Genomic DNA, 14,029 nt, shown 5'->3' on the forward strand with positions numbered 1-14,029 from the left:
ATAAAAATCATATTTGTAAATAAATGTAAATTCATCAAAGCATTTCACCAAAAAAAAGCTTATTTAAATAAATATATTCACGGGAATCAAGCAATTAAAAATAAATCTAGAATAAGCATGATTAGCAAGGCTTTTCAGTTGATATTCAGATGAAATTAAAGGAAAATTGCCATCTTTAAATAGTCAAAGTTCTATCCACCGCAGGATATATGTTTCAAACTTTGGGAGGATGTTCTGATGTACTAAATTCTTGGATTCTGTAAGCAAGAAGATTTGGGTATTGCGATAGATACAGAAATTACAGTCGTAGCTGACAAAATTCTAAATCCATCCAAATTTAAATTGCTTAGAAGAAGGAAATACAATGTTTCAAGGTACGGAAATTATATTGGAAATGTTCAAGCCCCCATTATGGGTGGCACAAATTCCAGTCGAGACAACAGGTATTACACCAGCACAGGCATCGGTTTTAACTTCTGGCCCGCGCTTTTTCGTGGCTTTGCTTTCTGGGGTGATTCTCGCCTTTGCCTTCCAGTTAGTATTAACCAACCTCTCTGTAGCCGCAGGTATTTCCTACCTGGGGCGTTCATCTGACTCAGGGTCAGATACGGGGGAAACAGGAAGCTTTGGGGGGACGATTCGCAAGATTGGTACAGCTGTGGGGCTGTGGACACTAATTACTGTGACGATCGCCTTATTAATTGCTTCTTTCTTGGCGGTCAAACTCAGCTTAGTAATTCTAGACCCTAGATTGGGGGCAATTCTCGGTCTGGTGATTTGGGGTGCATACTTCCTGCTGTTAGCTTGGGTGAGTTCTACTACAGTTGGTTCCCTCATCGGCTCGGTAGTTAACACTGCCACTTCTGGCTTTCAGGCGATTATGGGGACAGCTACCGCCGCATTGGGAGCAAAAGCCGTTAATCAACAAGTTGTAGCCACAGCCGAAGCCGCCGCCGCAGCCATGCGTCGGGAATTAGGCAGTGCCATTGACCCTCTCAGTATCCGCGAAAACATAGAAGATTATATTGAAAAACTGCGTCCACCAGAGTTAGACATATCCAATATTCGCAGTGAGTTTGAAAAGTTACTGAGTGACCCTCAATTAAAAGCGATCGCCGGTAGTCCAGACTTACGTAATATTGATCGGCAAAAGTTCATTGATTTAGTGAGCAGCCGTACCGACCTTTCCAAACGAGATGTCAAGCGGATAGCTGACACCTTATACAATGTTTGGCAGCAAACAGTAACTCAGCAACAACCCACCCAAGACCGTTTGGGTGAGTTGGTCGATTATCTGAAATCTCTGCCACCGGGAAAAGCTAAGACTGATGAACTCAGCGCCAAGCTGGACAGATTAATTGCGGAAAGCCGTTCCGCGAAGGAAGCAGACCAAAAATCTACAGCAGTCGGGCCAATTCAAAGCACCATCCAGCAAGGTATATCCGCATTAACTGGGATTGCTTTGGGGAGGACGGATTTATCTGATTTGGATGTGGAAAAAATTTGGCACGCACTCACCACAGCTAAAGATAAAGCCACAGATCAAGCAGGTAAATTGGGCTTACCTGTGTCATCACAACCATATAGCCCCATTCGGGCGGATGTGGAAAACTATCTGTCTAACACCTACGCTTGGCAATTGAGTGAGCAAAGAATTGCAGAAGAATTCCGCGATGTCATCCATGACCCAGCAGCCGATCCTGGGACAGTGCGTCGGGAACTAGAACGTCTTTCCCGCAATGACTTTGTGAACATCTTGCAACAACGGGGACTACTTACCCAAGCCCAAATTCAGCACATCGCCGACCAGCTAGAAGCTGTACGTCAGTCAGTACTGGTGATGGTTACAGCTGAAGAAGAACGAGAAATTACCCAAGATTTGCAACGCCGAATCGAAAGTTATTTGCTGGTGACAAATAAAGCAGATTTGACATCAGAAGGGATTGAGAGAGATTTCCCGCCCTTGTTACAAGATGCAGATGCAGATCATGAAACCCTGACTCGGCGACTGGCAATAATTGACCGCTACTCCATGCAGCAGATATTGTTAGAACGCAATGATATGCAGCCAGGGGAACCAGACAGAATTATTGATGATTTGGAAAGACAGCGCGATCGCGTCTTGTTAGAGTCGAAAAACTTGGCAGACCAAGCCAGATATCAAGCAGAAACCCTGTGGTTAAATGTGGAGTCATATCTGCGTAACACTGGCAAAGGAGAATTAAACCCTGATGCTATCCGTGCCGACCTGAAAACACTATTAGCAGATCCCCAAGCTGGAATCTCGGCAATTCGGGCGCGTTTGTCTCGCTTTGACAGGGATACATTGGTGCAGTTGCTCAGTCAACGTCAAGATATTAGCGAAGACCAAGCCCATCAAATTATTAATACTGTGGAAGAGTCTTGGCATAGTGTCCGCCACACACCCCAAATAGTAGCAGACAAAGCCAAAGAGCAATACGACTCCGTAACCACAACTATTTCTGATTACCTACGCAAAACTGGCAAAGAAGAACTTAACCCCGAAGGGATTCAACGGGATTTAAATAGACTGTTTGAAAATCCCCAAGAAGGTGCAGTTGCTTTACGTCGTCGTTTATCCCAAGTAGACCGGGACACCTTAGTAAAATTACTCAGTCAACGCCAAGACTTGAGCGAACAGCAAGTCAATGAAGTGATTGACTCAGTACAAACTTCCATCCGCAATATTGTGCGCGCGCCGCGTCGCCTAGCTACCCGCACTCAACAACAGGTGCAGAACTTCCAAGCATACTTGACAGAATACCTGCGGCAAACTGGTAAGGAAGAATTGAATCCAGAAGGCATTAAACGTGACATGCAGTTATTACTGCATGATCCACGCGTTGGGGTAGAAAGCTTGAGCGATCGCCTAGCCCATTTTGACCGTTCCACAATTATTGCCCTGTTGAAGATTCGAGAAGATATCAGCGATGAAGAAGCAGCCAGAATTGCTGACAATATAGTTTCTGTAAAAGAGCAATTTGTCGAACAGGTGCGGAATATCCAACGGCGGATTCACGACGTAATTGACGGGATTTTTGAGCGCATCCGTCACTACCTCAACGCCTTGGAACGTCCCGAACTCAACTACGATGGCATTAAGCGGGATGTTCGCACCTTATTGGAAGACCCACAGGCCGGATTCGATGCGTTGCGCGATCGCCTATCCTCATTTAACCGCGATACCTTAGTAGCGATCGTCAGTTCCCGCGAGGACATCTCAGAGGAAGATGCTAACCGCGTAATTGACCAGATAGAACGGGCGCGCAACACCGTATTACAACGGGCTGAACGCCTACAACACGAAGCCCAACGCCGCCTGGAAGAAGTGAAACATCAAGCCCAACGGCAAGCCGAAGAAACCCGCAAAGCTGCCGCTACAGCTTCTTGGTGGTTGTTTGCCACCGCAGTGGTTTCCGCAGTTTTCGCCGCCTTAGGAGGAGCGATCGCTGTTGTTCTGGTGTAGGTAGACAAATTTTCTCCGCTAAATTTCTCACCTCCCACACATTGGGAGGTTTTTTTAGGTAGGTCTGGGGATTGGGGATTGGGGATTGGGGACTGGGGACTGGGGATTGGGGATTGGGGATTGGGTGAAAAGTCCTGTTGTGTCTAGGTTGCATAATCTATTTTTTGAATTTTGAATTTTGAATTTTGAATTGTATATTGGATGGGGAAAAATGAAACGCAGATAAACGCGGATAAACGCGGATGAAGCAAACAGATGTAGTAGTTATTGGTAGCGGCGTTGGGGGGTTGAGTTGTGCTGCGTTGCTGGCACGTTATGGGTTTGATGTGACTGTTTGTGAGAGTCATTCGATTCCTGGTGGGGCGGCGCACGGTTTTGAACGTCAAGGATTTAAGTTTGATTCGGGGCCTTCTCTTTACTCTGGGTTGTCTTATAGTCCTTCGGTTAACCCTTTACGGCAGGTGCTAGATGCAGTTGGTGTTGATTTGCCCTGCGTCACTTATGATACTTGGGGCTGTTGCTTACCTGAAGGTGATTTTGATGCTGCGGTGGGTGCAGAACAATTTTGTGAAGTGCTGGGGAGACTGCGGGGAGAGGCGGCGGTGGCTGAATGGCGGCGGTTGCAACAGGTGATGACACCACTAGCCCAGGCGGCGATCGCTCTCCCCCCAGCTGCATTACGCTGGGATATAGGCGCAGCTCTCACTATTGGCCGATTTGCTCCCACTCTGGCTAAACAATCTGCAAATTTTTTCAAGTTAACAGGGCCTTTCTCTCGCATTATGGATGGGGTTGTTCATGACCCTTTTATTAGTAACTGGCTGAATTTACTGTGTTTCCTCCTCTCTGGACTCCCAGCGTCGGGAACCAATGCGGCAGAGGTAGCATTCATGTTCGCTGATTGGTATCGCCCAGGAGTAGCTTTAGATTACCCCATTGGTGGTAGTGGTGCTTTAGTTAATGCTTTGGTAGAGGGATTTAAAAAACACGGTGGGGAATTGCTACTTCATACCCATGTTGAACAAGTATTAGTAGAAGGTAACAAAGCGGCGGGTGTCAGGTTGGGAGATGGGCAAGAAATTCGGGCGCGGCGGGCGGTCGTGTCTAATGCTTCGGTGTGGGATACGCTGAAGTTATTACCGGAGGGGGCTGTATCTCAAAAATTCCGCAGCCAACGCCAAGCCACACCCGAATGTGATAGTTTTATGCACCTGCATCTGGGTATTAATGCCCAAGGTTTACCCCCAGATTTGGCTTGTCATTATATTGTGGTGAATGATTGGGAATTGGAGATTACTGCACCCCAGAATGTTATTTTGGTATCGATTCCCTCAATTCTTGACCCGTCTTTAGCACCACAGGGTAAACACGTAATTCATGTATATACCCCTGGTAATGAACCTTACACACTGTGGCAAGGGATGGACAGGAGAAGTCAAGAATATGAACAACAAAAGCGATCGCGTGCCGAAGTGATGTGGCAAGCTGTAGAACGTATCATTCCTGATATTCGCTCTCGTTGTGAAATCCAATTGGTAGGTACACCCCTGACCCATGAGAGATTTTTACGCCGCTATCGTGGTTCCTACGGCCCCGCAATTTCCGCCGCCTCTGGTTTGTTTCCTGGTCATGGTACACCCCTTCCAGGGTTGATGTGCTGTGGTGATTCCACATTTCCCGGTATCGGTCTGCCAGCCGTCGCCGCTAGTGGGATGATTGTGGCTAATACCCTAGCTCCAGTCAGTCAGCATTTGGCGATGCTGGACAGAGTTGGCCTTTAAACGTGGGGATACGCGGAGTGTGTGTTTAAATTGGTTTCCTCGCAATAATCGTCCGGTGTCTAGGGTCACTGGGGACGGTGACTGGTGGTGCAAAACCTACGGCTTGTAGCGCGGCTTCGATGTCAAAGGTGTAGTAGTCATCACTCCACGGCTCAGTGCTTTTCATGAGGGTGAAGAGGACAGGGGGAAGATTTTGGATGACAGGCGATCGCGGGTTATTATCAACTAAAGCAATATAACCACCAGGACGTAATAACCGTTTGGCTTCGGCGAAAATTTCCTGACTGACGTAGCTAGGAAGTTCATGGGTAACAAACTGGATAGTAACCAAATCAAAAGATTTATCGCTTAAGCCTGTGTTTTCGGCTCTAGCATGAAGCCATTCGGATATTTCACTATTAACATCCCTAGTTTTAGCTACAGCTAGCATATAGGGAGATAAATCCAAACCCACAGTCCTGACTGGATACCTCTCCCGGCGTTGGTAATAACGATGCAGCGCCAAAGTAGAAATACCCACTGAGCAACCAATATCTAAAATATCTCTGACTTGCTGGGGAGCGTATGTTTCTAAAGCGTCATGAAAAGTGCCTCTGAGCCTATCATGAGCGGCTTCCCAAGTGAGGTTTTCTTGCGGCCATACCCGCAACGCCATTGCATAGGTAGCTGATTCAGTTTCAAAAGCAGCGTCCCAGCATAAATTACCTTCTGTGTAAGCGTGAAAGGGTACTTTATAGTAGTCGGGATAAATCACATGAGGGTTCGTCACCGCCGCCAGCAGTTTTTTTGCAGGTGATGCTTGGAGTGCTTCGTAGTTCTTACGCCAGGGAATACCGTTTTTTTCGGCCGTTTTGATGAGGACTTGTCTAGCCTGTTGTTTCATTACCCCGTAAATGGGTTTAGTTTGAATCAACAAATTCACGAAATTGGAGAGTAAACTTTCACCAGCCCAGTCTGGCTTGCTCTTGTTGTCCATCAGTTTGAATATAATGAGGCGATAATTGCAACCACATCTATTTTAAAGTTGAGGCGGCTGGCAGGAGAATTTCGTGCAGGAAAATTTATTGATCGAGCTTAAAATTCTATTTCCTTTTGGTTGATAGTCGCTCAGGTTTTTAATTTTAAAGGTAAAGTTACAGTAAATGTGGAACCTATTCCTTCTTTTGAGACTAAGTAAATTTCACCTTGTAATAGCTTCACTAACCGCGCAACGATTGCTAACCCTAAGCCTGTACTGTCAGGAAGGTAGGGACGGTCTTTGGAACTAACGCGAAAATAAGGTTCAAATATCTTAGTTTGGTCTTTTTCGGCAATGCCAATTCCTGTATCAGAGACAGCGATCGCCCACTTTTGATCATCTACTGTTTCACAGACTATACTAATATTTCCTGACTCTGTATAGCGAATTGCATTACTCACAAGATTGGTAATAATCTGTTGTAATTGAAAACCATCTGTAATTATTTCACTAGGTGCTTGTACCCAATTAACTAAAATTGCTAAATTCTTCTCCGCCGCTAAAGGTTCCAGCATCTCACAAACATTGTTAATTAAGTCTCGAATATTAATTGGTGCCGATTGTAACTGAATTTTACCGGCTTCATACCGCGATAGTTCTAGAACATTATTAATTAGCCGTAATAAAAGTCTGCCATTACGCAATACGCGCTCAATATGTTCTATATTAGTGGTGTTATCTCTTTTTTCAATTTCTCGCCTTTGTTGTCGTAAAAATAAATCTGAGTAACCAATAATTGCCGTTAGTGGGTGTTTAAGTTCGTGGGCTAGTTGTGATAGTTTATCTTCATTGCTAGTGACTAAACGTGTTAATTCTTCATTATGAAGCGCCAATGAGGCTTGCAAATGTTCTAATTCCCGTAAGCGTTCCCCAACATAACTATGAAAACATCTGGCGATCGCTTCATCAATCACCGCATCAATTAAACGCATATAACGAATAATTTCAGCAGGTGTTCCCTGTAATAAATCGGCTTCTATAGTATCAAATATAACTTTTCTTAATAGTCGATATTCACGGGCAATTTCTGACGGATCAAAACCCTGTTCAGCCCGTAGTAATCCGTGCTGCCAACTGGCCGTCACAATAGATTTGATATCACTCTCTTGGGATTGTGAAAGTACTGTGACCATTGCCTTAAAAACATCAGGAATATGGTTTTTAATGGCTGTGTATGATAAATCATCAGCGCTTTCTATCTGTCTATCCTCACGCACTGCCACAACCCATTGGGCGATGATGATGTTAGTATTGTCAGCCAGTACTTGACTAAATTCCATTATTTTAAATTCAGCTATGAGATAGAGGAATTAATTCTATATGAAATTAGTTTAACGAGGAGAGCGGACATTATCGCAATCAGAGAGAAAATTCACCTACCAAGTGATAGATATTATTGATAACTCAGTAAAAATTCTGATTAACTCCCAAGCAGATTGATTATTACCAGTTGCTAAACATAAATAGGTATCCTCGTGCTTAACTGTGCTTGGTTATGATACTAATCAACTACGGTTATTGATTACGGAAAATTTTCATACTCAGTTACCTGTTTGTAATGATGTCAACAACATTTACAAATTGGGGATTGTTTTTCTGTAAAAAAGATGTTAAGTTTACCTCTACTATTATCTATTCGAGTAAGTCAGCCTAATCCAACCCATCATAGTATTTAAGGTTGGAGCGGAGGAACCAACTTGTGGGGCGTATCTCACAGAGAGTGTCAACTAAAGAGTCAAGAGTTAAACATTAAATCTAGCTAAAATACTGAACTCAGCACTCATTACTCAGCACTTGCAAGAGAGGGGCATCTCTCAGCCCTAGCCCGTCAGCTAACTTCGTAGGCATTGAGAGGAGACTGAAGAGGCAGCATTTGATAAATGTTTTGCTCTCATCAGTGTCCGAGGCTGGTACTGCTCATTTTTTCGTACCTGCACTTAACTCTGTTGGGGTGGCGCAATGATATTTCAATTAAATTTAGCAGCGATCGCAGCTGTTGCAACTCAAGCTGCATGGAAAACAGCAAAACCAATTTTGCTTAGGGATGTAGTCATACTTCCCGCCTTGGGATTCTTAGGAATTATCTTGTTGTGGTGGGTTATTGCCCTGACAAATCATGAACTAATGCCCACTCCACCAGAAGCGTTAGTTGCCAACCTGGACTATATACTAAACCCCTTTTATCAGAGAGGCCCCGGTAACTTGGGGATTGGTTGGTTATTGATAGCCAGTTTACGACGAGTCTTGATTGGTTTTCTGTTAGGTGCTGTAGTCGCCATTCCCTTGGGATTTTTGATTGGGATGTCTAGACCCGCGATGTTAGCACTCAATCCGATCATTCAGATATTCAAACCCGTATCCCCCTTAGCTTGGCTACCCATCGCCTTAGCCATCTTCAACTTGGCAGATCCTTCAGCCATCTTCGTCATCTTTATCACCTCCCTCTGGCCGACTATTATCAATACCGCCTTAGGAGTAGCCAGCGTTCCCAAAGATTATTTAGACGTAGCGCGAGTACTAGAAATGCCCCGTTGGCGGCGAATTACCAAAATTATTTGGCCAGCCAGCTTACCCTATATCTTTACAGGCTTACGCATCAGCTTAGGCATTGCTTGGCTAGTCATAGTTGCAGTAGAAATGCTTACAGGCGGTATTGGTATCGGCTTCTTTGTTTGGGACGAATGGAGTCGTTTAAATCTCAGTTCAGTATTTCTCGCCGTCTTCATCATTGGCTTAACGGGACTAATTCTAGACTTCGCCGTCGGTAAACTGCAAGAATTTGTCACCCATCGTCCCACAACAGCTAAATAACAAAAACTGATATTGCTGAATTCATCCCAGCCACAACATGAGCAATCATAACTGGACTAGAAGAGATTTTATCAAAGGCGTAGGAGCCACCACCGCCGGCATTACCCTATCTGCCTGTAACCCTTCAGGAGATAGATCCGCCACAGGCCTAACCCAAGAAGCCCTAACCATCAAGCCAGTAATCAAATCCAGCGATTTAGAAAAACCCGATTTGATTGTGGGATACGTTCCTGTAAATGATTGTGCGCCATTTGCGATCGCCTGGAAAAAAGGCTTTTTTCGCAAGTATGGCTTAAACGTCCAACTCAACCGCGAAGCCAGTTGGGCTACCTCCCGCGATGGCTTAATTTTTGGTCGTCTTGATGCTGCACCTGTAGTATCTGGTGCAGTCACCAACGCCCGTATAGGTGCAGAAGGCGCACGTCACGCGCCCTTATGTGCAGCCATGACAATCCATCGTCACGGTAACGCCATGACCATGAACAAAGCCATGTGGGATTTTGGCTTGCGTCCTTGGTATGAATATCAAGAAAAATATGGCGATGGTGCATTAGAAGCCTTTGGACGGGACTTTCGGGGTTACTTTGAGAAACAACCACCAGAGAACAAAGTTTGGGCTGTAGTTTTAAGTTCGGCAATTTACGAATACTTCGTCCGTTATGTATCGGCTGCGGCTGGTGTTGATCCCCTCAAAGAATTTCGCGTGATTATTGTTCCACCACCCCAGATGGTGACCAATGTACGAATAGGGGCAATGCAAGCATACATGGTAGCAGAACCTTGGAATACCAGAGCAATCACAGGTAACGAAGGCATTGGTTTTACTTTTGCCCAAGGTAAAGAAGTCTGGCTGGGACACCCAGATAGATTATTGGGAGTAATGGAGTCTTTTATTGATCAATACCCCAAAACCTACCGTTCCTTGGTCAAAGCCATGATTGAAGCTTGCCAATATTGCAGTAAACCGGAAAATCGCCAAGAAGTCGCTGAACTAATTACAGACCGTTCCTTCACAGGTGCAAGACCGAAAAATAAAAATTTACCAATCACTAAATTGACCGCACCAGGAATTATCGGTTCATACAACTATGGCGGATTTGATGGCAAAGACCGCACCATTCCCGCCGCAGACACGACAATTTTCTACGACATTCCCGACAACCTGCCCAAACAACCAGCCGAACACTCTACATTTTTATGGAGATCCAGAAGCCTTTGGTTAATGACTCAAGCCGCCCGTTGGGGACAAATCAAAGAATTTCCCAAAAATGCTGAACAATTAGCCGAAAAAGGCTGGAGAACAGATTTATATCGCCAGATAGCCGCAGAAATGGGAATTCAATGTCCCCAGGATGATTACAAAGTTGAGCCACCGGAAGTATTTATAGATAAGAAAGGTTTTGACCCCAGTGACCCTGTTGGCTATTTGAATAGTTTTGCAATTAGGGCTAATGCGCCCACTCGTTTTTTCCTGTCTTGAATTGAGAATTAGAGATGGTGATTTTTGTTGATATATAGTTAAAGATTTCTAGGAGCATTTGATATGAAATATACACCACCAGTAGTAGATAATCATCAAAAAACTAAGTCTAGCTCTAATTTTTTAGAAATTGAGAATTTAGTTAAGTCTTATCCAACACCAGATAAAGGTAACTTTGTTGTTTTAGATGGGGTAGATTTAACCATTGGTGAAAACGAATTTATTTCAGTAATTGGGCATTCTGGATGCGGTAAATCCACTTTATTAAAAATTGTAGCGGGCTTAGAAAAAGCCACTTCTGGCTCAGTTAGGCTTGACGGTAAAGAAATTCACAAGCCAGGTGCGGAAAGAATGATGGTATTTCAAAATTATTCCCTCCTACCTTGGTTAACAGTCAGAGAAAATATCAGTCTAGCCGTTGATGAAGTGTTAAAAAATGCTAATAGAGCCGAAAAAATTAGCATTGTGAACGAACACTTGGCAATGGTAAACTTAACCCCGGCAGCAGATAAATATCCTGATGAAATCTCTGGAGGTATGAAACAAAGAGTAGGGATTGCCAGAGCCTTAGCAATTCGTCCAAAAATGCTGTTAATGGATGAACCTTTTGGCGCATTAGATGCTTTAACCAGAGGTAAATTACAAAGACAAGTATTAGATATCTGGGAAAATAATCGCCAAGCAGTAATGATGATTACCCATGATGTCGATGAGGCAATTTATATGAGCGATCGCATCGTATTAATGACAAATGGTCCAGCCGCAAATATTGGAGAAATATTAGAAGTACCGTTTTCCCATCCACGGGACAGGTCTGCTATGCGTAACTCAAAAGAATACTTTGAACTTCGTAATCATGCCTTAAATTTTCTCGACAAATATTTTGCTCAAGAAGATTAAAGTAGTTTATTATCTCTTTAGTGGGTAGCCTAATTCAAATTAAGTTTGCAATCATTTGGAGCGGAGGAACCATGTTATGGGGCGCATCTTGCAGAGAGTAGCTAACTAGAGTAAAAAGCGAAGAGTAACCAAGTATTCAACTCATTACTCATTACTCATTACTCATTACTCAGCACTCTTAAAGAGAGACACCTTCCAGTCTTAGCCCGTCAGCTAACTCCGTCGGCAATGGAAGGAACCCCCAAGACTTTGGCTTTTATACCAGTTGTTATTGGGGTTTCCTTACGGATATAAATGTCCGTTTTACCCTGCTTCTCATTGATGTGTTCATTAAGTTTGGGAGAAGTTAAAGCTGTGAAAATTAAGCCAATGTTAGCACGCCTGCAAAGTGCTATGGGTCGTGATGATTTAATTGACCAAATGGTGTTATTACCGGAACCCCGAAAAAAAGGTCAAACAACACAATCAATCAACTTAATCGTTGGTTATGACGCTTCTCCTAACAGCCATACAGCACTAGATATAGCTTGTTGGATTGCCCATCAAACAAGGTTAGCGACTAATCAACAAGTCACAGTGCAAGCTGTTTATGTAGTGGAAGATAGCAACACCAAAAATCGTTCTAATATTTTAAGCTTTGCTAAACCCTTGCCGACAATAGAATTGCCGCTAGGTGAAACAAAAAAATCCAGCACCTCTGTAATTACTCAACCAAAACTGACAGGAATTAAGTCATATCTTCAAACACAAACACTAACACCTCTGCAAGAAGCAGATAGAATTATTTGGCAGGCAAGAAGTTTGGCTGAAGAATGGCAAGGTTCATTCAAATCTCATCTACGCTTCGGTTGTGTAACTACAGAATTGAGAAAAGTTGCGGAATTTGAAGCTGCCGATATCTTATTTGTAGGTTGTAAATCTGTTTATCATCCTCTCATTGAAACCTTAGGTTATAATTTCCCCTGTGCTGTCTTAGGAATTCCTGAATGTATAGATGAATAATTCTGACTTTCAGAAGTTATTTATCTAAATGAAAATGCAGAGAAAAGTCACCTATTATAGGGTGACTTTTTTCGCTATTACAAAATAACATCAACTGCAAGAGGTAGGCGTGGAAAACTGGCAAGCACTCCTAAGTGTCATCGTATTTATCAGCGTCATTTTTCTCATTATGACGGAATGGGTGCATTTGACTATTGCAGCCTTATTAGGAGCATTATTATTAGTATTTACTAATGTGATGACTTTACAAGAAGCTGTTGCTTACATCGGTAATAGTCATGGCACACTGGGATTATTTTTTGGGGTAATGGTTTTAGTTAGAGCATTTGAGCCTACTAAAATATTTGATTATCTAGCAACCCAAATAGTGATATTAGCTAAAGGCGATGGTAAGCGTCTTTTACTCGGTATTGTTGCCATTGTCACTCCCATTTGTGCAGTGTTACCAAATGCAACAACAGTGATGTTGTTAGCGCCACTAATTCCACCAATGGCACAAGAAATAGGGATAAATTTTGTACCTTTATTGATATTGATGGTTTTGATTGCCAATAGCGCTGGATTGCTGACATTAGTAGGCGACCCAGCGACATTTATTGTGGGTGATGCTGTCAATATAAGTTTTATAGATTATCTATGGAAACTTAGTTTAGGTGGTGTGATTGCAGTCGCTATGGTGACTCTTACTTTGCCATTGTTATTTCGCAAAATTTGGTATACAAAATTAGAGAATCTAGAAGAATTACCACACCCAGAAATTAATCATCCACGAGTTTTGAGTGTGGGTGCAGTAATTGTCGCTTTTGTCCTACTATTTTTTGTGATTGGAGAATCTTTGCCAATACCGATTTCTCCGGCGGCTGTGGCTTTGTTAGGTGCAGCGTTGGCTTTACTACTATCTCACCATAGCAAAATTGATACAGTCAACAATATTTTACGTGACGTAGACTGGAGTACATTAATATTCTTTATGAGTATTTTTGTACTGATTGGCGGGTTAGAAAAAACAGGTGTAATTGGTGGTTTATCAGGGATATTGGCGACTATTTTAGGAAAAAATATTCTCTTGGGTTCTCTGGTATTGTTGTTTCTTGTAGGAATACTATCGAGTGTCGTACCTAATATTCCCTTGGTAGTGGCGATGGTTCCCCTACTTAAGCAATACATTGTCACTGTAGGATTAGCACCCGCAGAAGTTTTAGCAAGAGACTTTCAAGGACAATTTCCCCCAGAAGTTTTACCACTGTTTTACGCCATGATGTTTGGTGCAACCTTAGGCGGAAATGGTACCTTAGTCGGTGCATCGTCTAACATCGTGGCGGCGGGAATTTCCGAACAGCACGGACGACGCATTTCTTTTAAAACTTTTCTTCACTATGGTATTCCAGTCACAATCTTACAACTAATGGCCTCAGCATTGTATGTATTAATCCGGTTTCTGATTTAGCAGGATTTATTTATATTCAGTGAAAATTAGATGTGTTTATACTTGTACAGAGTGTAATTACACACTCTTGCCTAGAATGCTATTATTTAGAATGATATGCAGG

The 14,029-nt window shown here is 43.2% G+C and carries 9 protein-coding genes and 2 riboswitches; of the genes, 7 read left to right on the top strand and 2 right to left on the bottom strand.

Annotated elements, in window-relative coordinates:
* The first annotated feature begins 364 nt into the window (after positions 1–364).
* Together GSQ19_RS09595 and GSQ19_RS09600 are read left to right on the top strand one after the other, a co-directional pair.
* A complete protein-coding gene (locus tag GSQ19_RS09595) occupies positions 365–3,487 on the top strand; it encodes a hypothetical protein (RefSeq protein WP_011317724.1) in 3,123 nt (1,040 codons plus the stop codon).
* A 242-nt stretch (positions 3,488–3,729) separates the two neighbouring features.
* Positions 3,730–5,268, top strand: a complete 1,539-nt coding sequence (locus GSQ19_RS09600; RefSeq protein ID WP_011317725.1) for a phytoene desaturase family protein — start codon at positions 3,730–3,732, stop codon at positions 5,266–5,268.
* Positions 5,269–5,293: 25 nt separating this feature from the next.
* Here the strand turns inward: GSQ19_RS09600 and GSQ19_RS09605 are convergent, their stop codons facing one another.
* Complete coding sequence (locus tag GSQ19_RS09605) at positions 5,294–6,244, bottom strand: class I SAM-dependent methyltransferase (protein WP_011317726.1); 951 nt, start codon at positions 6,242–6,244, stop codon at positions 5,294–5,296.
* 131 nt (positions 6,245–6,375) lie between these two features.
* A complete protein-coding gene (locus tag GSQ19_RS09610) occupies positions 6,376–7,566 on the bottom strand; it encodes a sensor histidine kinase (RefSeq protein WP_011317727.1) in 1,191 nt (396 codons plus the stop codon).
* A gap of 357 nt (positions 7,567–7,923) precedes the next feature.
* Positions 7,924–8,148: riboswitch (cyclic di-AMP (ydaO/yuaA leader) on the top strand.
* 97 nt (positions 8,149–8,245) lie between these two features.
* On the opposite strand from GSQ19_RS09610, the gene ntrB reads away from it, so the two are divergent.
* The 5 genes from ntrB (at position 8,246) to GSQ19_RS09635 (ending at position 13,926) form a co-directional block, all read left to right on the top strand.
* Entirely contained in the window at positions 8,246–9,097 is an 852-nt protein-coding gene (ntrB, locus tag GSQ19_RS09615; RefSeq protein ID WP_011317728.1) for a nitrate ABC transporter permease, read from the top strand.
* A gap of 37 nt (positions 9,098–9,134) precedes the next feature.
* Positions 9,135–10,577 (top strand): ABC transporter substrate-binding protein, encoded by a 1,443-nt coding sequence (locus GSQ19_RS09620; protein WP_011317729.1) that lies wholly within the window; start codon positions 9,135–9,137, stop codon positions 10,575–10,577.
* A gap of 63 nt (positions 10,578–10,640) precedes the next feature.
* Entirely contained in the window at positions 10,641–11,477 is an 837-nt protein-coding gene (locus GSQ19_RS09625; RefSeq protein WP_011317730.1) for an ABC transporter ATP-binding protein, read from the top strand.
* A gap of 16 nt (positions 11,478–11,493) precedes the next feature.
* Positions 11,494–11,720: riboswitch (cyclic di-AMP (ydaO/yuaA leader) on the top strand.
* A 126-nt stretch (positions 11,721–11,846) separates the two neighbouring features.
* A complete protein-coding gene (locus GSQ19_RS09630) occupies positions 11,847–12,479 on the top strand; it encodes a universal stress protein (RefSeq protein WP_041456007.1) in 633 nt (210 codons plus the stop codon).
* Positions 12,480–12,588: 109 nt separating this feature from the next.
* Positions 12,589–13,926, top strand: a complete 1,338-nt coding sequence (locus GSQ19_RS09635; protein WP_011317732.1) for an ArsB/NhaD family transporter — start codon at positions 12,589–12,591, stop codon at positions 13,924–13,926.
* The last annotated feature ends 103 nt before the right edge of the window (positions 13,927–14,029 follow it).

This window comes from Trichormus variabilis 0441 (assembly GCF_009856605.1).
GTDB classification, from domain to species: Bacteria; Cyanobacteriota; Cyanobacteriia; order Cyanobacteriales; family Nostocaceae; genus Trichormus; species Trichormus variabilis.